Below are 20,238 nucleotides of genomic sequence, written 5' to 3'. Positions count from 1 at the left end.
CATGGCCGACACTCAGTGGAGCGAGGCAAGGCTGGAGGCGACCGACCCGGCGAATGTCTCGCCGGACTCCCCGATGCTCTGGCTCGGTGGAGGCCTTCCCCCCCGCTTGCGCTGGGTGAGCCCGTCCCTCTCGCGTGCCCTCGGCCATTCCCTGGAGGAGTGCAAGGCACGGGACTTCGTCCAGCGGCTCGTGCACCCGGAGGACCTCGACCGGGTATTGGAGACCTGGCGGAGGGTGCTCCGGACAGGTGGGTCGTGCTCGGTCGAGTTCCGCGCCGGGACGACGCGGGGAAGGCTCGTCCACCTGTCCGTCGAGCTGAGCGCCGTCGAGGTCTCGGCGGATGGAGGGGGAGAGCTCATCGGCTCCGTCCGCGTCCTCGTTCCCGCCGCACGGCCCGTGTTCCAGTCACCGTCCACCACCTGTCCGTTGCTGGGGGAAACGCCGGAAGAGGTGGCCCAGGTGCTCACTCGCTCCGAGCGCGAGCACGTGGAACTCACCGACACCGTCGATGGCATCGTCTGGTCCACCGATGCGAGGTTCCGCTTCACGTTCGTCAGCAAGCAGGCCGAGCGCCTGTTGGGCTATTCCACCCAGAGGTGGATGCAGGAGCCTGATTTCTGGGTGAAGCACCTGCACCCCGAGGATCAGGACTGGGCTCCGGCCTTCTGCATGAAGGCGGCGATGGAGTGCAGGGCGCACGAATTCGAGTACCGGATGATCGCCGCGGATGGGCGCGTCGTGTGGCTGCGCGACATCGTCACGGTGATTTCCGAGGACGGCGTCCCTTGCGAGCTGCGCGGCATCATGGTGGACATCACCGAGCATCGCCGGGCTCGCGAGTACCTGGAGCACATGGTGTCGCTCCTGCGCGCCACCCTCGAATCGACTGCGGATGGGGTGGTGGTGGTCGACCAACGCCGGCGAGTCACGGCCTACAACAGGAGGTTCCTGGAACTCTGGCGGATGTCCGACGAGTTCACGAAGGACTGGGACGGAGAGAAGATGCTCAGGTACGCGCTCCCCCAGGTCCAGCACCCGGAGCTGTTCCGCGAGCGGGTCGAGGCGTTGCGCGCGACCCCCGAAAAGGAGGGGGTCGACACCATCGAGATGCGCGATGGGCGCATTCTCGAGCGCTACTCGCGCCCCCAGCGGCTGGGAGACACCATCATCGGCCGCGTCTGGAACTATCGGGACGTGACGACGGAGCGCCGTGCACAGGCGGAGCGCGAGCGGCTGCTGCGCGAGGCCCAGGAGGCCATCCGCGTGCGCGACGACTTCCTGTCCATCGCCTCCCACGAGCTGAAGACTCCGCTCACCCCCCTCAAGCTCCATTTGCAGGCGCTCCGGCACAAGGCGGTGTCCGGACAGCTCTTGCTCCAACATGTGGAGAAGACGCTCGCCCAGGTCGCGCGGCTCTCCGGGCTCATCAATGATCTGCTGGACACCTCGCGCATCCAGGCGGGACGGCTGGAGTTGAGGCATGAGCCCGTGCCGCTCCAGCAACTCACCCGCGAGGTGCTCGCGGACCTCCGCCCGGTCGGCCCGCACCACACGTTCGTGTACGAGGAGCCCGACGAGACGCTCATCATCCAGGGGGACCGGGGACGGCTCGCCCAGGTGCTGGTGAACCTGCTGGAGAACGCCATCAAGTACAGCCCCACGGGAGGAACCATCCGTCTCGTGGTGGAGCGACATGGTGCCCAGGCCCTCGTCTCGGTGACGGACAAGGGGATAGGCATCCCGTCGGACCAGCGGGCTCACCTCTTCGAGCGCTTCTTCCGGGCGCGCAACGCCCCCATCTCGGGCTTCGGAGGGCTGGGGTTGGGGCTCTACATCTGCCGTGACATCGTCGAGCGCCACGGAGGCCGTATCTGGGTGGAGAGCGAGGTGGGGTCCGGCTCGACCTTTTACTTCACCCTCCCGGTGTTGGAGGGCGCGGCCGACGCGCACGCACCCCTCGGGCCTTGAATTGTCGATGCCCGCGGGGAGGGTGGCGGTATCGGTATCAAAACGTCCCTTGGGGAGGGGGCCTCATCCGGAGCGAAGCGAGGCCATTGCGTACGCTCTTGCGTGCGGCCGCGAGCACCTCGTGCTTCGCGTTGTCCGTCGCGAGACCACGCGCGATCATCACCGCCCCGACACACTGGTTGAGGATCGCGAAGGCGGCCGGTGAGTCACCCACCTTCTCGACGAGGACGGCCATCAGCTCCGCGAGCGCGCGCTCGAACACCTTCTTCGTCTCGTCCGGAGCGCGGCCCACCTCCGAGGCCAGCGGTGGCAGCACGCATCCCGCCTCCGGATGCCGCACATGCGCGAGGCTGAGGTAGGCGTCGAAGGCGAGGAGCAGTTGCTCTTCGTTGCGCGGCTCGATCGTGGAGAAGCGAGCGCGCGTCGCCTCGAGCTCCGTCTCGACGATGGAGGACAGCAGATCGTCCTTGCCTCCGAAGTGCCGATAGAACGCGCCGCTGGTGAACCCCGCCGCGCTCGCGAGCGCATCCACTCCGCTGCCCGCGAACCCCTGCTGCTTGGCGAGCGAGGCACTGGCACGTACGAGCTTCTCACGGGACCGCGACTTCTGTTCAGGGGGATGGCGCATGGGGTGCCAACCAGGATAACGTTCGTTATCTTCCTGGCAAGGGTCCTCCATGACCACCGAACAGACCGCCTGCATCCTGTGCTCCCGCAATTGCGGACTCCGCGTCGAAGTGGAGGGTTCACGCATCACGAGCATTCGCGGCGATGAAGCGCATCCGGTGTCCAGGGGCTACCTCTGCCAGAAGGCCGCGCGGCTGCAGCACTACCAGGAGAACGCGGACCGCCTCGAACATCCGCTGCGGCGCGAGCCAGATGGCTCCTTCGTCCGCGTCGGCTGGGACGAGGCACTCGCGGACATCGCCAGGCGCCTCATCGCCATCCGTGAACGTCACGGCGGGCGGGCGTTCGCCTTCTACGGCGGCGGCGGCCAGGGCAATCACCTGGGCGGCGCCTACAGCCGGCAGCTCACGAAGGCGATGAAGAGCCGCTTCGTCTACAGCGCCCTCGCACAGGAGAAGACGGGCGACTTCTGGGTCAATGGACGGCTCTTCGGTGATCAGCGGTGCCACCTCACCGAGGACGTGGAGCACGCGGACTTCGTGCTGTTCATTGGCACCAACCCGTTCCAGGCGCACGGCATCCCCAACGCACGCGACACCCTGCGCGAGCTGAAGAAGGACCCCGCGCGCCAGATGGTCGTGGTCGATCCGCGCAAGACGGAGACCGCGCGCCTCGCCGACGTCCACCTGCAGCTTCGCCCCGGTAACGACGCGTTCCTGATGGCGGCCATCCTCGCCATCATCGTGCGTGAGGACCTGCATGACCGGGAGTTCCTCGCGCGGCGCTGCACCGGCTTCGCCGCGTTGGAGGCGGAGCTGCGCTCGATTCCCATCGAGGACTACGTCCGCCGGGCCGACGTGCCCCTCGCCGACGTCGAGCGCGTGGCCCGGGGGTTCGCCCAGGCCCGTGTGGCCTGCGTGCGCATCGACCTCGGCCTGCAACAGAGCCTCCACAGCACGCTCAACTCATACCTCGAGAAGCTGCTGTTCCTCGTCACCGGCAACTTCGGCAAACGAGGTGGGAACAACTTCCACTCGTTCTTCCTCCCATTTCTCGGCCACACCGACGAGCGGGACAGCCGACACCCCCGCACGGCCCATCACAAGATGCACCCCATCGCCGGTCTCTACCCGCCGAACATCCTGCCGAGCGAGATCGAGCATGAGGGAGAGGACCGCATCCGCGCGATGTTCGTCGACAGCGCCAACCCCGCGCTCACGGGCGCGAACACCGCCGCCTATGAGCGGGCATTCTCCAAGCTCGAGCTGCTGGTCGTCGTGGACGTGGCCATGACGGAAACCGCCCGGTTCGCCCACTACGTCCTGCCCGCGGCGACGCAGTTCGAGAAGTGGGAGTGCACCGGCTTCAACCTCGAGTTCCCGGACAACGCGTTCCATCTGCGCCACCCCGTGTTCCCGCCGCGCGCGGAGGCCCTGCCGGAGCCAGAGATCTACACGCGCCTGCTCGAGGCGATGGGTGCGCTCCCGAAGTCATTCCCGCTGCTGCGGCGCATCGCCACTCGAGAGCCCGCGGCGACGAAGCACCTCGTCTTCCTCGCGGCGATGGGAGCCCTGCTGGCGAAGGAGCCCGGCCTTCGGCCCTTCGCCGCGTCCATCATCTACCGTACCCTGGGACAGACGCTGCGGACCCCACGCGCGAGCGCCTCGCGCGTTCCTCCCGCCGCGGCGGCGCCCCTGCTCGCCCTGGCCCTCGAGCTGGCGAGCCGGGAGCCCGCCGCCGTGCGCCGCGCCGGGCACCGGGGCAACCGGTTCTCGTTGGGCGTGTCGTTGTTCCACGCCATTCTGGAGCGCGCGGAGGGGACCCTGGTCACCCGGCATGAGTTCGAGGACACGTGGTCGTTCATCCGGCACCGGGACGGGCGCATCCATCTGGACATCCCCGAGATGCTCCAGGCGCTTCACGCGCTTCGCGACGAACCCGCGTCGAACCACCCCCTGGTGCTGCTCGCCGGCGAGCGCCGGGGATACAACGCGAACCAGATCTACCGGGATCCGGCGTGGCGGAAGACCGACCTCGACGGTGCCATGCGGATGCACCCCGACGACGCTCGTGCGCTCGGGTTGCGGCGAGGTGCGCGAGCTCTCTGCACATCGGCGACGGGTGAGCTCCCCGTCACCATCGAACTCGACGAGATGCTTCGTCCCGGCATGGTCATCATTCCCCACGGATACGGCATGCGCTATCGCGGGGGCGAGCCGAACGGCCCGCAGGTCAACCGCCTCACGGCGAGCGATCATTGCGATCCGCTCGCGCGCACGCCGTACCACAAGCACGTCCCGGTGAGCGTGCGCGCCATCCAGGAGGCGTCCGAATCGCCGTAGGCCCCGGGAAGGCCCCGGGAAGGTGTCAAACGACTCGTTCCGACACCGCTGTCGCCTTGATTTTCCCTCGGATGTTGCAAGTATCGTGAGGGCGGATGGGTCGACGCCCGATCCACATGCGGTGAGGAAGGCAGTCGTGAGCAAGGCGTTTTTCGAAGCGGGCGGGAAGGCCGTCCCCATGGGGTGTTGTCGGTATTCGAGCTCCCTCGTGCCGATTCCCGTGGACCCCATGCAGGCAAGCCATGACGCTCACCCAGCTCCGCTATCTCATCGCCATCGTCGACTCCGGCCTCAACATCAGCCGCGCGGCTGAGCGCGTTCACGCCACCCAGCCCGGCATTTCCAAGCAGATCCGGCTGTTGGAGGACGAACTCGGCCTGCAACTGTTCACCCGCAGGGGAAAGAACCTCGAGCACTTGACGGATGCGGGCCAGGAGGTGGTGCGCCGGGCGCGGCTGATGGTTCTCGAGGAGGCCAACATCCAGGCGCTGGCCGCCAACCACCGCAACCAGGACAGCGGTGAGCTACGCATCTCCAGCTCGCATACCCAGGCGCGCTTCGTGCTGCCCTCGGCGGTGGCACGCCTGCGTCGGACCTATCCGTCCGTCGCGGTGCACCTGCTGCCGGCCGACGAGAAGAACCTGCTGGAGTGGGTCGGGCGGGGCGAGGTGGACCTGTCGATCGTCAGTGCCGTGGGCACGCCACAGGGCTGCGTGGCGGTTCCCGCCTTCCGGTGGCAACGGGTGCTGGTGGTGCCCAGGAAGCATCCTCTGGCCACGCTGAAGCGGGCGCCGACCATCGCCGACCTCGCCGCCTGTCCGCTGGTGACCTACGAATCGGCGCTGCGGCCCGAGTCCACCCTGCGCCAGGCCTTCCAGCTCGCCGGCCATGCGCCCATGCTCGCCTGCACGGCACTGGACGCGGACCTGATCAAGACCTACGTGAGGGCCGGGCTGGGCGTGGGCATCCTGGCGGAAATGGCCGTGCTGGCCGACGACGCACGTGACCTGAAGGTCATTTCCATCGGCGGCCTGCTGCCGGTCTGCACCACCTGGATCGTGCTTCGGCGCGATCAGGTGTTGTGCAACTTCGCCATGGATTTCATCGCCGGGGTGGCACCGCGGGTCGACCCGCTCGACGTGCGCAGGGCTCTGGCGGGCGAGGCGGTGGACTGGGGGGCGGTGCCCTCGTGGTCCGAGTTCACCGCGGTGTCGCGCCTCGCGTCGTTGGGATGACACGCCACGCTCAGCTCTCCAGCTTCACGCTGGGCCGGGTGTTGGGGTAGATCTGCTCGATCTCGGGTTCCTTGCCCGGTTCGGGTTTTGGCCAGTGATAGGCGTTCACCGGCTGCGAGCGATTGACCCACAGCGCGTAGTACAGATGATCCGAGCGAGGGTCGTCTGTATTGGGATGCAACAGGATGGTCAGGCCCAGGCTGTTGAGCTGCAGCCAGGGAATGATGATGGGAACCAGGTCATTGGTGAAGCCGAAATAGAACGAAGGCGTGACATGCGGGCCGCGCGGTTCCAGGTTCCAGTCGCCCAGTTCGACGTTGAATCGCTCGGCCGCCCATTTGCGGATCAGTGCCGCTTTCTCATGGGTGTCTTCGTCGAAGTAGACGTGCGCGTGGTAGCTCTTGATGTCGGTGTACCGGCGCGGCGTGGTGGGCAGCGTGCTCTCACCCGGGCGCAGGCTGACCGGGCGCGGTGTGGGTTGTTTGTAGGTTTCATAGCCCCAGGGGCTTTTGCCGGGCGTGGGGCGAGGGGGCGTCGGTGGTGGCGTCGCGGCGGGAGTCGACCTGGCCTGCTCGGCCGCCAGTGCCTCGGCGGAGAATGACGTGGTGAGGAGCGTGGCGGCGGCCAGTCCGGTATTGACGAGCAACTGGCGCCGTCCGGGAGACAGCAGGTCTGCCCACTCCTGATCGCTCTCGGCGGTGTGGATGGGTTTTCGTTCTTCTGACATCTGCGTCTCTCCACCTGGCGGATCCACCGTCAGTCAAGCAGCGTCCCGGGCGCTCGACCAATGACGATTGGGCATATCCATATACTGGTACCGGGCTGAACAGGGTCAGCCGAGCAGTGTCAGGGCACGGGTCCTTCGCCCCCGGTCACGCCCCCCACGGCCATGCCCACGAACTGCACGACCGTCTTGGAGAGCTGTCCCGTCAGCGCCGAGCCAAGGGTGGTGGCCAGGCTCGCGCCGAGCAGGGACAGGGAGGCGGTCACCGTCGTGAGGCCCGCGAGCCCGAGGAAGGTGCGCCAGCGGAAACGGTCGCCCCATGCCGCGCGTGCCACCCACCCGTCGAAGCACAACCCCAGCAGGAGGAAGATCATCATCGAGTGCAGCATGGAGAAGACGAAGAGCACGAGGTCGTTCGTGCGCGAGAGCACTTCCAGCCACGAGGGCAACAGACAGAGCAGTGTCACCAGGCAGAGCCAGAGCGCCTTGCGCGGGCCCGTGCGTCCCCGGAGGCCCGAGAAGAAGAACCCGAACAGGGCCGCCGAGGCGAGGACGTTGGCCGTGTAGAAGATGAGCAGGAAGCCCAGACCCTTCCAGGAAAAGACCTGGGTCAGCCCCCACGCCGTGTAGGCCAGGGTCACTGGCAGGAAGAAGAGGCACCCCAGGCGCATGGCCAGCTTCGCGTTCTCCCAGTCCCCCGCGAGGGGGCCATGCGCGAACACCAGGTCCCTGGCCGGAGTGCCCTCGAACGAGAAGTTCTTCTCGACCTCGGCGATTCGCTGCTCGAGCTTCGAGGCACGCTCCTGATAGTCGTTCAGCGACAGCTCCCCCTTCGCGAACTTCGTGCCGAGCACCTCGAGGGCGGCGTGCATCTGTTGCAGCCACGTCAGGGGCAGCTCCTCCAGCCACTGCTTGCGCAGGGACAGCACCTTGTCCCGTCCGGCGAGCAGGGCCTTGCGTCGCTCGGGTGGAAGCAGCAGGACGGTGGGAAAGAGCGCGAGGCCCAACAGGGCGGGAAGTGCCCATCCCCCCACCTTGTCGTGCAGGCCGACCACGTGGCTCGCGAAGAGCAGGGCCCCCACCCACGGCATGGGCCCTGGCTCCCGCTGCTCGGTGGAGCTGGCCAGCGAAGCCAACAGCCCCAGCAGCAGGGCATGTCCCAGGACTTCCGGAAGGGCCGTGGAGGAGCGCAGCGCCTCCCAGAGGATGGGGAGGTGGGACGCCTCGGCCTGGGCGCGCAGGGCGGGCATGGCCAGGGCGTAGACGAGCAGCCCCGGCAGCAGCACGAACCAACCCCACTCCCCCCGGGACCATGCCCGGCCGGAGGGCTGGAGCACCAACGGTGCGAGGCAGAGCCCGAGCAGGCTGGAGACCATGAACAGCCGCAGCCCCCAGAGGGCGTGCTCGGAGGGCGAGGGCAGCAGCACCGTCACCAGGAGCAGCAGGGCCGAGGCCCTCCAGGGAGCGGCGAGAAGACCTCCCCACCGCGAGTGGAAGGCGGGGAAGCGCCCGCGCACCAGCCGCGTCCCGACCAGCGTCACCAGCATCACCCCGAAGGGCCAGAGGCCCGGGGGAAGACGCCGCGGCGGACCGGCCAGCGGACGCAGCAGCTCGATGAGGGGGACCACCAGGGCGAAGGCGACGAGCCACTCCGCGAGCAGCCGCGTGCGCCCGGTTCGGGGTAGCTCCGGGTCGAAGAGTTGGACGAGGCGGTTGGGAACCGGGGAGGGCGCGGGGAGCGTGGTCCGGGCCAGCCGGTGTGCCAGCAGGCAGAAGGCCACGACGAGCAGGAGCAGCTCCGGGCCGGGGGTGAGCAGGAAGGAGGGGAGGGCCGCGCGCAGCCGCGCCAGTTGCTGGGACAACCGGCTCACCCACCTCGAGGGCGTCGCTTCGTCCGAGAAGGCAAGGCGGATCTCCGTCGCGCGTCCAGGGGCCTGTCCGGTGCCCTTCCACCTGCCGACCCCGCCTTCCAGCGAGTCTGGCAGGGGGGTCACCGAGCGCGGCACGAGCCCCGGACTTTCGATGATGAACTCGTCCGTGGCGCGCGAGAAGGGAAAGCCATCTCGCGAACGGAGCACCAGCTTCTCGAAGACCGGGTAGGCGCGGCGGGACAGCGGAATGGACTTGGAGAGCGTGACCTCGGAAGCGCCGAGGGTGAGGGTGGGCGTGTGCGGCCCTCGCCGGACGAGGTGATCGACCGGGGTGTCGTTGAGGAGGACGGGTTGGAACACGCGGGCGAGGGCCTCGTTCGTGTCGTCCGCCAGCAAGCCCAGGGACGAGGCCTGCTCTCGGGGAAAGACGGACTCCACACGCAGCAGGGCGCCCTCCGCCACGGCTCGCAGGCTCAGGACACGGCGCGGGGGCACGATGCCGAGGAGCTCGACGCTCCGCACCGTCACCCGTGGGACAGTGCCCGCGGAGAACTGGAGCACGTTGCGGCCTGGCGCGAGCGCTACCCCCTGGAAGAGGAAGCGTCCGGAGAGGCACTCCGTGGTGAGTGGGCTCCCGCTCAGGGAGAGTTCGATGCGCCGGATGTCCGGGGCACAGCGTCCGGAGATGTCGAGTGACGTGGGCGCTGGCAGCCAGGGGGGGAGCGGATCCAACCAGAGCACGGTGTCCCGTGCGGGCTCGGCCGCCCCGGAATGAAGGCGGAGCCGCACCTGCATCAGCAGCAGGGTCATCACCCCCAAGGCGCCGAACGTCAGCACCAGCCGGAGCCAGGGGAGGGTCACTCTCAATCGGGAGGTCGCCATGTCGGGTGGTTCGCGAGAATAGCCACCTTTGTGCCCCTCGCGATCCACCTCGAGTCGCGGGGGCCGTCAGCTCCTCGGCGCCTGGTGCACCCGGGTGGTGAGCCCCGCGTAGATGTCGTCGACGTCGGGCTCGCTGAATTGCAGATCCTCCGCGGGCGCCCTCGCGAACGGCGGCAGACAGAGCATGAGCGCACGGCGGGCGTGATGAATCGCCTGCGAGCGTCGATCCACCGCCAGTTTGTCCGGGGCCTCGTCTCTTTCGATGCAGTGCTGGATGAACCGCAGGGCCTGGGTGAGCTCGCCGTTGAGCACGAGAGCAGCGCGCGCGAAGTTGTCGCCGATCAGATAACGCTCCGTTCCCAGCGAGTTTTGAAAGCCCTCGATGCGCTTCTGGAGGTCATCCATCCTGCGGACGGCTTCTTGCCGTTGTTCGGTCACCGCCCTCACGTCTGTCCTGGTGCCCAGCAGGCCCACGGCGGACCACGCCAGGGTCAGGGCGAACTCCGTGCCGGACTCCGCCGCGAACACACGGTGGTAGGCGGCGATGCGTGACTTCGCCAACTCGGAGGCGTGGGCCTGGTCGCGCTTGAAGACCTCCAGCCTCTTCTGCAGGAAGTAGGTGGCCAGGGCGAAGGCGCCACCGAGGATCACCTTGTCCACGACGGTGAGCAGGAACTTTGGCCAGAAGTCGTCCCAGGGTGATGCCACGCACGCCTCCGAAAAGGTGATGGGCCGACGGTATCATCCTCGCGGCACGCACACTTCCGGCATGAACTCTCCTGGGCTCGCCCCGGTGATGGGGCTCGGGTGCTCAGGCCCGGGGACGGTGCTCGGCGCCAATGGCCTCGCGCACCGAGCCCAGCCCATCCCGGGCGAGCAGGGGGCCCAGTCCCGCGAGCAGCCGGCGCACCATGCCGGGCCCCTCGTAGATGAAGCCCGTGTACACCTGCACCACCGAGGCCCCGGCGCGCAGCTTCTCGTACACGTCCTCGGCGGTGAAGACGCCGCCCACGCCGATGATGGGCAGTGCGCCGCCGCTGCGCGCGTAGGCCCGGCGGATGACGGCGTTGGCGGCCTCGCGCACGGGGGCTCCGGACAGGCCCCCGGCTTCCTTCGCCACCGGATGCTCGAAGGGTCGAGCAATCGTGGTGTTGGTGGCGATGAGGCCGGCGAGTCCACAGGCGCGCGCCACGTCCACCACCTCGTCCACCGCCTCGGGCGTGAGGTCCGGGGCGATCTTCAGGAACAGGGGCTTGCCGGGCGCCACCTGGGCGAGCCGCGCCTGGACGGCCCGGAGCAGCGCGGTGAGGTGCTCGGGCTCCTGCAACTGGCGCAGGCCGGGCGTGTTGGGGGAGCTCGCGTTGACCACCACGTAGTCCCCGAGCGGGGCGAGCGCGTCGACGCACGCGACGTAGTCGTCCACCGCGCGCTCCAGCGGCGTGTCCTTGTTCTTGCCGATGTTCACGCCCACGGGCGCGGGCCGCCAGGAGAGCGCGCGCAAGCGCTCCGCGGCGGACGGGGCGCCGTGGTTGTTGAAGCCCATGCGGTTGATGAGGGCGCGGTGCTCGGGGATGCGGAAGAGGCGCGGGCGGGGGTTGCCCGGCTGGGGTCGCGGGGTGAGGGTGCCCACCTCCACCGCGGAGAAGCCCAGCGCGAACAGGCCGTCCACGGCCTCTGCCTCCTTGTCGAGCCCCGCGGCGAGCGCCACCGGGTGGTGGAACGCGAGGCCCGCCACCCGCACCGAGGCGTCGTAGGTGGCGGGGGTGAGCGCGCGGGCACGCAGGCGCCGGCACAACCCAGGCAAGTGTCCGAGGACGCGCAGGGCGGCCATGCCCAGGCGATGGGCGCGCTCGGCGGACAGGAGGAAGAGCAGGGCGCGCAGCAGGGCGTACATGGGGCTCACGAGGGGATGAAGGAGGCCTGGCGCGCCCAGGCGAGCGTCTGATCCACCTGGGCGGGAGTGAGCAGACCGTTCTTCTCGACGAGCTCCACCTCGCGCAGCATGTCCGTCTCCAGCAGGTAGGTGCCGTCGGTGTTGAGGGTGAACTTGACGCCCCGGTCCCAGAAGGTGGCCAGGATGTGCTTGAGCTCGGCGATGCCGTCCACGGCGCGGGTGTGCAGGTTGGAGGTGGGGCAGATCTCCAGCACCACGCCGCGCTCGCGCAGCATCTTCATGGCCGTCTCGTCGTAGGCGGCGCGGATGCCGTGGCCGATGCGGTGCGGCTTGAGCTTGTCCACCACCGCCATGACGCCCTCGGCGCCGGTGCCGCGCGTCTCTCCGGTGTGCACGGTGCACTTGAGGCCCGCCTGGCGCGCGCGCTCGAACAGCTCCTCGTACTGCGTCACCACGTCGGGCTCCAGCTCCAGCGCGTTCGTCTCCGTGCCGGCCAGGTCGATGCCGTATACGCCGCGATTGCGGTACTTGATCGCCTTGTCCACGAGGATGCTGTTGAGCCGGTGATCGAACTCGCGCGCCAGGCAGAAGATGAGGCCCGCCTTCACGCCGTACTCGAGCATGGCACGGTCCATGCCGCGCAGGGCCGCGTGGATGATGTGGTCCAGGTCGAGCTCGGAGTTGAGGTTGCGCTTCATGGGGTTGAAGCGCAGCTCGATCTGGGTGACGCGGCTGCCGCGGTACTCCTTGCCGATGATCTCGTACACACAGCGCTCGACGGCCAGGGGCGAGCTTTGGAGCTTCTCCGTCCAGGTGTGGAGGATCTTCAGGTAGTCCTCGAGGCTGCCCACCTTGCCGGGTCGGGAGGTGATGAGCTCGACGAACTCGAAGTAGTCCTTCACCGGGAGCTTGAAGCCCTGCTGGTGCGCGAGGGACCAGAGGACGTGGGGAGCCACGGAGCTGCCCAGGTGGATATGCAGATCAATCAGATCGCGTGCCATGGCGGCATGTATGCACAGCGCCGCCCGGGCGTCCAGCTACCGGCGCAGCAGCACGTAGACCGCGCCCGCCCCGCCGTCCTGGGGCCGCGCGGTGGCGAAGGCCAGCACCGTCTTGCCGATCCGCTTCTGGCCGAGCCAGTCGCGCAGCCACTCCTTGAGCACGGGGATTTGATCCTGGGAGTTGAGCCCCCGGCCGTGGACGATGAGCACGCAGCGCTTGCGGGCGCGGTGGCTCTCGGTGAGGAAGCGGTCCACGGCCTCCTGGGCCTGGGCCCGGGTCTTGCCGTGCAGATCCAACTGGCCCTGGAGGACGAAGTCGCCGCGGCGCAGCGAGCGCATGAGCCGCGCGTCGAGTCCCGGAGCGGCGCCCTCGATGAACTCGTTCGAGCCGGAGATGTCGAAGTCGCCCTGGCCCGCCACCATCTCGGCCAGCTCGGCGAGCGCCTCGGCGTTCTCGTCGATGATCTCCGGGAGGCGGGGGTTGGGCGCGGGGGCCTCGCCCCGGTTGGTGAGCTGCTCCACGCCGTCCATGGCGGATAGGAAGAGGGAGGCGTCGTCCTCCTCGCGAGCGCGCGAGGCCTTGGTCGGCTTGGGGGGCGGGGGAGGGGCCTGGGGCTTCCTGGGAGGCTCGGCCTCGGCCTGCTTCTTCTTGAGGTCCGTGAGAGCCGCCTTGAAGGGGTTGTTGAACGCCTCGTTCTTCTTCTTGGGAGGGCCTCGGTCGCTCATGATCCCTCTGTAATGCGACAGGTAGGGCCGCGGTTCAACCGGGTTTTCGCTTCCCAAGGACTGGAGATGTCCCCTGGATCCTCCGGCCGGGTTCAAGCGGCTGCCGTGGCCGCCAGCCCTACCTTTCCCGTCAGACCTTCCGGTAGAATGTGAGCGGTCAGGCGGGAACGCCTGTGGGGAGGAGCGGTCATGGGTCGGGGAAAGCGTCCAGCCACCTACGAGGACATCGAGGCCCTGCCACCGGGGTGGGTGGGGGAGATCATCGACGACGAGCTGTGGGCCTTCCCACGGCCGGCGAAGTGGCACGCGAGGGTGGCCTCGGTGCTCGGCGTGAGGTTGGGAGCCACCTTCGGTATGGGGGAGGGAGGGCCGGGAGGCTGGTGGCTCGTATACGAGCCGGAACTGCACCTGGGCAGGCAGGTGCTGGTGCCGGACCTGGCGGCATGGCGCTACGAGCGGGCCCCGGGGTTGTTCGAGCGGGATGAGCCCTTCTTCGACCTGGCACCCGATTGGGTGTGTGAGGTGCTGTCCCCCTCGACGGCGGCGTTGGACAGGGGCCGCAAGCTGCCCCTCTACCATCGGGAAGGCGTGAGCCACGCGTGGTTGGTGGACCCGAGAGCCCACACCCTGGAGGTCTACCGTCGGGGCGCGCGAGGTTGGCGGATCGCCCGGTATGGAGGAGAGGAGGTGGTCCGCGCCGAGCCGTTCGATGCGGAGCCGCTCGACCTGGGGCGGCTCTGGGCGCCCCGGTCCACACCGGCGCCCGGGCCCTGAGCCCGCGCTTGTTTGCTTGATAGACATTCATGACACCCGCCGACGCCAGTCCAACCAGGCGTGCAGCCGTCAAAACAGGGCGTCTTGACGTTATCGAAAAAACAAGTTTTTCTTTGATTACTGGCCCGCGATTGGAACGCGCGACGACGTGTCCCGTGAGCCAGACATCAAGGGGAACCCTCAAATGTATCAGCAGTACGGTTGGCGTCGGTCCATCGTGGCCGGTCTCGTTTTCGCGTTCACCGCTTGTTCTTCGCCCACGGACGTCGTGGGCGCCAATGGCAAGAATGCATCGGTGCGGCTCGTCCCGGAGCCGCCAGGAGCGAGGTGTCCGCAGGGAGGAACCGCCATCCAGACCGGCCTCGACGACAATGGGGACGGCTCCCTGGGCGACGACGAGGTGGAGCAGACGTCATTCGTGTGCAGTGGGAGCGGCAGCCCGAGCGGCGGCATGTCGCTCGTGAAACTGCTGCCCGAGGCCGCGGGCGCCCGATGCGCGTCCGGTGGCACCGCTGTCCTGTCCGGCCTCGACACGAACGCCGACGGGATCCAGGGGGACACCGAGGTCACGAGCACGCAGTACATCTGCGACGATGGCGAGGGGAAGAGTGGGGGCGCGTATCTGGTGAAGCTGCTCCCCGAGGCCTCCGGTACGAACTGCTCGCGCAGTGGCACGGCCGTTCTCGGGGGCATCGACGTGAACGCCAACGCGCAGCTCGAGAGCACGGAGGTGACCACGAAGCAGTACGTCTGCAATACGCTGACGGAGACCACGGGCACCAACGCCCTCATCCGGCTCGATGTCGAACCGGCTGGTGCGAACTGCTCCCTGGGTGGCACGGCCGTGAAGAGTGGCCTCGACGCCAATGGCAACGGAACGCTCGAGACGAGCGAGGTGACGAACACCACGTTCGTGTGCAACGGGCTGCGAGGCAATGATGGTCAGAACGGCAAGAACTCCCTCGTGCGGCTCGACCCCGAGCCCGCGGGCGCCAACTGCGTGTATGGCGGCACGGCCGTGAAGAGTGGCCTCGACTCGAATGGCGACAGGACCCTGAACGACTCCGAGGTCACGGCGACCCAGTTCGTGTGCAGCGCGGCCAACCTCTTCCGGACGAAGTGGGCGAGCAACCCACGGGGAAGCTACATCTCAGGAGAGATCCCAAGCCTGTGGGTCCCCGTATCGCGCCGGGTCACGATCTACAAGACCAAGGATACGTCTCGCATCAAGATTACCGTCTCCGACAACTTCCGGGTAGGTGTCAACATCAACGGAGGAAGTGGTTGGTACTCGGTGCGCATGAATGGCAGCGGGATGGGCTGCGACGCTCGGCAGTACAACTCGAACTCGTCGGGATGGGGTAATAATTACCACCTGCCGTTCGCGAATGTCTGCCTCACGGAGCAACTTCCCACGGGTCTGTACGAGTTCGACGTGTGGGGATACTCGGATGTGGGTACTGGCTTTATCGGCCATGGAACGAGTGGCAGTGCGTTGCTTCTCGCCGAGGAAATGGATGATGCCCAGCCCTACGCGTTTTCAAAAGCAGGCTCTCCGGGGGGAACGACAAGCTCGTCGCTCGTCAAGGCGAGCGGGCGCGAGGTTACCTTCACGAAGCAGTCCGCATCCACGCTGCTCAAAGTGACGCTCGCGGATACTCTTCGCGCTGGTTACGCACAGGATGGCGGATCGGCGACGGTGATGGTACGGCTTGATGGGGTGAACACCAGTTGCTACACGGGCAAGTATGATTCACAGGGCGCTGGCGGCAATTTCCTCAATCCATTCGTGATGACTTGCATCCTTCCAAACGTCTCGGCTGCTCAGCATAAGCTGGACATCGCATTCTCGCTGAACGCGGGTGGTGGTGATGCATACCTTGGTTGGGAGAGGAGCAGTCCACTTCTTCTCGTCGAGGAACTTCCGAACACGGGGCTCACCTACTCGAACATGAACATTGGAAGTGGTGAGCTCTCTGGAAACTGGGCTGGCGTCGGTGCGCGGCAGATCACGCATGCCGTCAGTGCAGCTGGGAAGACCCTGAAGGTTACCTATTCGGACACGTTCCGGGCGGTTGCCAATTGCAATGGGCGGTGGGGTTTCGTCCAGCTGTATGTCGACTATCAGCCTACCGGTTGCGTCAACGGCCAGTATGTGTGGAATGCGGGTGCTAATCAACAACACCATCATCCGATGAACTTGACGTGCCTGGTTCCCAACCTGACGCCCGGCTACCACACATTCTCCATCTGGTCGACCACGCAGCATTCGGATGGAAGCTCCTGCGGTTCCAATTACTTCGGTTGGAATCGCGGTCAGAACCTGCTGCTGGTCGAAGAGCTGCCGTAGGCGAAATACCCACGGGTGGTGCGTCCCTCATCGTGTGAAGGCAGTAGGCCGCACCACCCACTCGGAGCACTCGTCACGTGGGGAGCGCGATGCGGCGCCGGTGTGGCGCTGCTGGAGGTGCGCCCCGCGAGTCAGGACGAGCGCCGCGCCACCTGGACGACGGCCAGCCGTTCTGCCACCCGTTGACGTCCGTGGTGCCCGGGTTCCGCACCCTGGACCGGCCGGTGTAGCCACTGGGCCAGGAGGAACTCACGGCGGAGCCTTGCACTTCGGCAGCGCCGCGTGTTGATTGCGCCGCCAGCGGAGGCCCTCCCGGCCTCCGTGTCATAGCCCCAGGACATCGTCACAGGGAGGGGTGCAATGTCGAAGTTCGTTCGCGGAATGGTTCTGTCGGGTGTGGTCGCGAGTCTCCTGCTGGCTCCGGCCATGGGCGCGGCGCAAGGTCGTACGTCCGTGAAGGTGGGCAAGGACGGCAACGTGGAGGTGAAGACGGGCAACACGGAGGTGAAGACCGGTGGCGCCGGGACGAGCGTCCGCACGGGTAACACCGAGGTGGAGACGCAGGGCGACGAGGAGGGCGGGAGCGCCCAGGCCGAGACGCAGTCGAACGACGCGCGGCTCGAGATCGCGGGCATGGGCGTCAAGGAGACGCACCGCTGCTCGTCGAAGACCGAGGTGGACGTCAGCGGCAGCGACAACGAGGTCACGCTGACGGGGGAGTGCAAGCGCGTGAGCGTGAGCGGTGCCGGCAACACGGTGAAGGTGGAGGCCGTCGGCTCCATCGACGTGACGGGCGCCAACAACACCGTCACCTGGAAGAAGGCCGTGGGCGCCAAGAAGCCCAAGGTGAGCCGCAGTGGCTCCGACAACAAGGTGACGCAGGCGCCTTGAGGTAGCGGAACGAGCACACGGGAGGCGCGTATCGCCTCCCGTCCTCGGGAAGACGGTCAGCCCGTTCCACAGCGGCCCGCCGACGTCTGACTTCAGGCGGGCCGGGGGGACCTGTCAGAAGGCCGGAATCACCGCGCCGCCGTAGGTGGACTCGATGTAGCGGCGCACCTCGGTGGACTGGAGCGCCTTCAGCAGCGTCTTGATCTCGGGCCGTCCTTCGTCGCCCTTTCGCACGACCAGGATGTTCGCGTAGGGGTTGCCCTGCGCGGATTCCTGGGCCAGCGTCTTCGCGTCCAGCTGGAGGTTCTTCTTGGCCTCGAGGAAGTAGTTGCCGTTGATGATGGCGGCATCCACGTCCTGAAGGGTGCGCGGCTGCTGCTCGGCATCAATCTCCCGCAGGTCCAGCTTCTTCGGGTTGCCCACCACGTCCTTCAGGGTTCCGCTGGCACCCACGCCTTCCCGGAGCTGGATCAATCCCTGCTGCTCCAGCAGGCGGAGGGCCCGGCCCGCGTTGGTGGGATCGGCCGGGATGGTCACCTTCGCCCCCTCGGGCAGGGCGGCGATGGCCGCGTGCTTCGTCGAGTAGACGCCCAGGGGCTCCAGGTGCACCGCGCCCACGCTGGCCAGCGAGAGCTTGCGGTCGGCGCTGAACCGCTCGAGATACGGCACGTGCTGGAAGTAGTTCGCGTCCAACTGTTTGTCCGACAGCGCGATGTTCGGCTGGACGTAGTCGGTGAATTCGATCACCTCGATGCGAACGCCGTCACGCTCGGCCAGCGGGGCGGCCACGCGCAGGATTTCACCATGAGGCACGGGGTTGACGCCGACCTTCAACGTGCGGACGGCAGTGCCGGGCTGCTGCTCGGCGGGCGCGTCGGACTTCTTGTTGCAGCCCGCCACCGCCAGCAGGGAGAGCAGCGACGAGGTGAACAGGACCTTGGACAAGTGCTTCATGGTTGGGACCTCCAGGGGAAATCAATCGAGGGAACGCGCGGGACGAGAGGTGGTGCGATCGAACCGGGCCGCCAGTCCGTCCCCGAGCCACTGGACGAACTGAACCAACACCAGCAGCACCACGAGACATCCCAACATGACGTCGGTGCGGAATCGCATGTAGCCATACTTCACGGCGAGGTCGCCCAGGCCTCCTCCACCCACGGCGCCCGCCATGGCGCTGTAGCCCAGCAGGCTGATGATCATCAGCGCGGTGCCTCGGATGAGCGAGGGCAGCGCCTCGGGGATGAGCACGCGGAGGATGACCTGGCGGTGGGTGGAGCCCATGGCGACGGCGGCCTCCACCAGTCCGGCATCCACCTCCCGCAGGCTCTGCTCCACCACGCGCCCCATGAAGGGGATGGCCGCCACTACCAGTGGCACGATGGCGGCGGTGGTTCCAATCGTGGTGCCCACCAGCAGGCGGGTCAGCGGGACGATGGCCACCATGAGGATGATGAAGGGCACGGAGCGCCCCACGTTGACGAGTGTCCCCAGCACCCGGTGGAGCAGTGGCCGTTCCCACAGTCCCCCCCGGTCGGCGATCGCCAGCAGCACGCCCAGGGGCAGCCCCATCAGGAACACCAGCACCGCGGCCACCGACGTCATGTAGAGCGTCTCGAGGGTGGCCTTCCACAGCGAAGCCAGCAGCTCACTAGACATGGGCCCGTTCCTCCAGCATCAGACCCTGCTCGCGCAGGAACGCCAGTGCCTGTTTGACGGCCTCCGGCTCGCCCGTGAGTTCGAAGAGCAGACGCCCCACCGGAGCCCCGGCCACGCGATCCAACGAGCCCTCCATCAGATTGGCGTCCACTTCGAAGCGGCGCGCCATGGTGGTGAGGACGGGCTGGTTGGCCTTCTCGCCCACGAAGGTCAGCTCCACCAACCGCCGTCCGGGATGGACTGGCCAGTCACGCGCCGCGAACGGCGCGTAGAACAGCTCATGCAACCGCGAGCCCGGACGCGTCACCAGATCGATGACCTTTCCCTGCTCCACCAGCCGCCCCCGCTCCAGCACCGCCACCGAATCGCAGATGTCCCTCACCACGTCCATCTGGTGGGTGATGAGCAGGATGGTCAGTCCGAGCTGGCGGTTGATGTCGCGCAGCAGCCCGAGCACCGAGCGTGTCGTCTCCGGGTCCAGGGCGGAGGTGGCCTCGTCGGAGAGCAGGAGCTTCGGCCGTGGAGCGAGTGCCCGGGCAATGCCCACCCGTTGCTTCTGGCCACCGGAAAGCTGGGAAGGGTAGGCGTGGGCCCGGTCCGACAGCCCCACCAGTTGCAGCAGCTCCGCCACCCGCTCCTGGATGCGTGGGCGCGGCCAGCCGGCCACTTCCAGCGGATAGGCGACGTTGCCCGCCACTGTCTGTGAGGAGAAGAGGTTGAAGTGCTGGAAGATCATCCCGATGCCCTGCCGGGCCTGGCGGAGCTCATGGGGCTCGAGGGCCAGCATGTCCCGGCCCTCCACCCGCACCTCGCCCGACGTGGGACGCTCCAGGAGGTTGACGCAGCGGATGAGGGTGCTCTTGCCCGCGCCGCTCTGGCCCAGCACCCCGAACACCTCGCCAGGAGCGACCCGCAGGGAGACACCTTGCAGGGCGGCCACCTCGCGGCCCTCCTGCCTGTACACCTTGCTCACCTCTCGCAGCTCAATCACGCATCACTGCCACTCCGGCTCCCTCCAGGAAAGAGGCCCGCACCACGCGAGGCCTCGGAGTGTCTGGGCGCAGGGGGGGGCCGGGGAAAGCGCTGCGCGTTGGAAATGGCGGAAATAGGGGGTCGGGCAGGGGATTGCAACGTGGAGCGGGAAGAGGGCCTCGGTGGAAACGAAAACGCCCCGGTCCGTTGTCGGGAACCGGGGCGGCGCAGAAGACGTCAGGCCTCTGGGGCTGACGTTCCTTCTAGGTGTGACACGCGCGCGCACAAGCTCCCTCTTCACCCGGGCGACAGGTGATGGGACAG

At 67.5% G+C, this 20,238-nt stretch carries 16 protein-coding genes; 6 read left to right on the top strand and 10 right to left on the bottom strand.

The genetic code is table 11. The features are described 5' to 3' along the window. Window position 1 precedes the first annotated feature (1 nt). Window positions 2–1,969 (top strand): ATP-binding protein, encoded by a 1,968-nt coding sequence (locus tag CYFUS_RS32340; RefSeq protein WP_095988724.1) that lies wholly within the window; start codon window positions 2–4, stop codon window positions 1,967–1,969. A 37-nt stretch (window positions 1,970–2,006) separates the two neighbouring features. Here the strand turns inward: CYFUS_RS32340 and CYFUS_RS32335 are convergent, their stop codons facing one another. Continuing rightward, a complete protein-coding gene (locus CYFUS_RS32335; RefSeq protein ID WP_157758787.1) occupies window positions 2,007–2,597 on the bottom strand; it encodes a TetR/AcrR family transcriptional regulator in 591 nt (196 codons plus the stop codon). A gap of 49 nt (window positions 2,598–2,646) precedes the next feature. Between CYFUS_RS32335 and CYFUS_RS32330 the strand changes: the two genes are divergently transcribed. Together CYFUS_RS32330 and CYFUS_RS32325 are read left to right on the top strand one after the other, a co-directional pair. Then, a complete protein-coding gene (locus tag CYFUS_RS32330) occupies window positions 2,647–4,938 on the top strand; it encodes a molybdopterin-dependent oxidoreductase (protein ID WP_095988723.1) in 2,292 nt (763 codons plus the stop codon). A 242-nt stretch (window positions 4,939–5,180) separates the two neighbouring features. After that, on the top strand, window positions 5,181–6,173 hold the full coding sequence (locus tag CYFUS_RS32325; protein ID WP_095988722.1) for a LysR substrate-binding domain-containing protein: 993 nt from the start codon (window positions 5,181–5,183) through the stop codon (window positions 6,171–6,173). Between the two features lie 10 nt (window positions 6,174–6,183). Here the strand turns inward: CYFUS_RS32325 and CYFUS_RS32320 are convergent, their stop codons facing one another. The 6 genes from CYFUS_RS32320 to CYFUS_RS32295 form a co-directional block, all read right to left on the bottom strand. Further along, a complete protein-coding gene (locus tag CYFUS_RS32320) occupies window positions 6,184–6,900 on the bottom strand; it encodes a DOPA 4,5-dioxygenase family protein (RefSeq protein WP_095988721.1) in 717 nt (238 codons plus the stop codon). A 119-nt stretch (window positions 6,901–7,019) separates the two neighbouring features. Then, window positions 7,020–9,650, bottom strand: coding sequence for a hypothetical protein (locus tag CYFUS_RS32315; protein ID WP_157758786.1), 2,631 nt, complete (start codon window positions 9,648–9,650; stop codon window positions 7,020–7,022). A 66-nt stretch (window positions 9,651–9,716) separates the two neighbouring features. Next, window positions 9,717–10,358 (bottom strand): hypothetical protein, encoded by a 642-nt coding sequence (locus CYFUS_RS32310; RefSeq protein WP_095988719.1) that lies wholly within the window; start codon window positions 10,356–10,358, stop codon window positions 9,717–9,719. Between the two features lie 103 nt (window positions 10,359–10,461). After that, on the bottom strand, window positions 10,462–11,544 hold the full coding sequence (locus CYFUS_RS32305) for a quinone-dependent dihydroorotate dehydrogenase (protein ID WP_095988718.1): 1,083 nt from the start codon (window positions 11,542–11,544) through the stop codon (window positions 10,462–10,464). 5 nt (window positions 11,545–11,549) lie between these two features. Beyond that, window positions 11,550–12,545, bottom strand: coding sequence for an adenosine deaminase (locus CYFUS_RS32300; protein WP_095988717.1), 996 nt, complete (start codon window positions 12,543–12,545; stop codon window positions 11,550–11,552). A 36-nt stretch (window positions 12,546–12,581) separates the two neighbouring features. Beyond that, a complete protein-coding gene (locus tag CYFUS_RS32295) occupies window positions 12,582–13,271 on the bottom strand; it encodes a Smr/MutS family protein (RefSeq protein ID WP_095988716.1) in 690 nt (229 codons plus the stop codon). A gap of 189 nt (window positions 13,272–13,460) precedes the next feature. Between CYFUS_RS32295 and CYFUS_RS32290 the strand changes: the two genes are divergently transcribed. The 3 genes from CYFUS_RS32290 (at window position 13,461) to CYFUS_RS32280 (ending at window position 17,286) form a co-directional block, all read left to right on the top strand. Then, the gene (locus tag CYFUS_RS32290; protein ID WP_095988715.1) at window positions 13,461–14,045 is read left to right on the top strand and encodes a Uma2 family endonuclease; all 585 of its coding nucleotides are present in this window, start codon (window positions 13,461–13,463) and stop codon (window positions 14,043–14,045) included. A 184-nt stretch (window positions 14,046–14,229) separates the two neighbouring features. Further along, complete coding sequence (locus CYFUS_RS32285) at window positions 14,230–16,395, top strand: DUF7151 family protein (RefSeq protein ID WP_095988714.1); 2,166 nt, start codon at window positions 14,230–14,232, stop codon at window positions 16,393–16,395. A gap of 360 nt (window positions 16,396–16,755) precedes the next feature. After that, a complete protein-coding gene (locus tag CYFUS_RS32280; RefSeq protein ID WP_095988713.1) occupies window positions 16,756–17,286 on the top strand; it encodes a DUF3060 domain-containing protein in 531 nt (176 codons plus the stop codon). A 114-nt stretch (window positions 17,287–17,400) separates the two neighbouring features. Here CYFUS_RS32280 and CYFUS_RS32275 read toward each other — a convergent pair whose 3' ends face one another. From CYFUS_RS32275 to CYFUS_RS32265, 3 genes are read right to left on the bottom strand one after another with little or no spacing between them, the layout of a single operon-like run. Beyond that, the gene (locus CYFUS_RS32275) at window positions 17,401–18,240 is read right to left on the bottom strand and encodes a MetQ/NlpA family ABC transporter substrate-binding protein (RefSeq protein WP_095988712.1); all 840 of its coding nucleotides are present in this window, start codon (window positions 18,238–18,240) and stop codon (window positions 17,401–17,403) included. Between the two features lie 21 nt (window positions 18,241–18,261). Next, the gene (locus tag CYFUS_RS32270) at window positions 18,262–18,942 is read right to left on the bottom strand and encodes a methionine ABC transporter permease (protein WP_095988711.1); all 681 of its coding nucleotides are present in this window, start codon (window positions 18,940–18,942) and stop codon (window positions 18,262–18,264) included. Continuing rightward, entirely contained in the window at window positions 18,935–19,933 is a 999-nt protein-coding gene (locus tag CYFUS_RS32265) for a methionine ABC transporter ATP-binding protein (protein WP_095988710.1), read from the bottom strand. The genes CYFUS_RS32270 and CYFUS_RS32265 overlap by 8 nt, the downstream gene beginning before the upstream one ends. Between the last annotated feature and the right edge of the window lie 305 nt (window positions 19,934–20,238).

This window comes from Cystobacter fuscus, from assembly GCF_002305875.1.
Lineage (GTDB): Bacteria > Myxococcota > Myxococcia > Myxococcales > Myxococcaceae > Cystobacter > Cystobacter fuscus_A.
This window is presented reverse-complemented; position numbering and strand designations above follow the sequence as displayed.

Bases quoted from the DNA above. Each gene is read 5' to 3' on its own strand.
- CYFUS_RS32340 (WP_095988724.1), top strand. From the start codon at position 2: ATGGCCGACACTCAGTGGAGCGAGGCAAGGCTGGAGGCGACCGACCCG.
- CYFUS_RS32335 (WP_157758787.1), bottom strand. From the start codon at position 2,597: ATGCGCCATCCCCCTGAACAGAAGTCGCGGTCCCGTGAGAAGCTCGTA.
- CYFUS_RS32330 (WP_095988723.1), top strand. From the start codon at position 2,647: ATGACCACCGAACAGACCGCCTGCATCCTGTGCTCCCGCAATTGCGGA.
- CYFUS_RS32325 (WP_095988722.1), top strand. From the start codon at position 5,181: ATGACGCTCACCCAGCTCCGCTATCTCATCGCCATCGTCGACTCCGGC.
- CYFUS_RS32320 (WP_095988721.1), bottom strand. From the start codon at position 6,900: ATGTCAGAAGAACGAAAACCCATCCACACCGCCGAGAGCGATCAGGAG.
- CYFUS_RS32315 (WP_157758786.1), bottom strand. From the start codon at position 9,650: ATGGCGACCTCCCGATTGAGAGTGACCCTCCCCTGGCTCCGGCTGGTG.
- CYFUS_RS32305 (WP_095988718.1), bottom strand. From the start codon at position 11,544: ATGTACGCCCTGCTGCGCGCCCTGCTCTTCCTCCTGTCCGCCGAGCGC.
- CYFUS_RS32300 (WP_095988717.1), bottom strand. From the start codon at position 12,545: ATGGCACGCGATCTGATTGATCTGCATATCCACCTGGGCAGCTCCGTG.
- CYFUS_RS32295 (WP_095988716.1), bottom strand. From the start codon at position 13,271: ATGAGCGACCGAGGCCCTCCCAAGAAGAAGAACGAGGCGTTCAACAAC.
- CYFUS_RS32290 (WP_095988715.1), top strand. From the start codon at position 13,461: ATGGGTCGGGGAAAGCGTCCAGCCACCTACGAGGACATCGAGGCCCTG.
- CYFUS_RS32285 (WP_095988714.1), top strand. From the start codon at position 14,230: ATGTATCAGCAGTACGGTTGGCGTCGGTCCATCGTGGCCGGTCTCGTT.
- CYFUS_RS32280 (WP_095988713.1), top strand. From the start codon at position 16,756: ATGTCGAAGTTCGTTCGCGGAATGGTTCTGTCGGGTGTGGTCGCGAGT.
- CYFUS_RS32275 (WP_095988712.1), bottom strand. From the start codon at position 18,240: ATGAAGCACTTGTCCAAGGTCCTGTTCACCTCGTCGCTGCTCTCCCTG.
- CYFUS_RS32270 (WP_095988711.1), bottom strand. From the start codon at position 18,942: ATGTCTAGTGAGCTGCTGGCTTCGCTGTGGAAGGCCACCCTCGAGACG.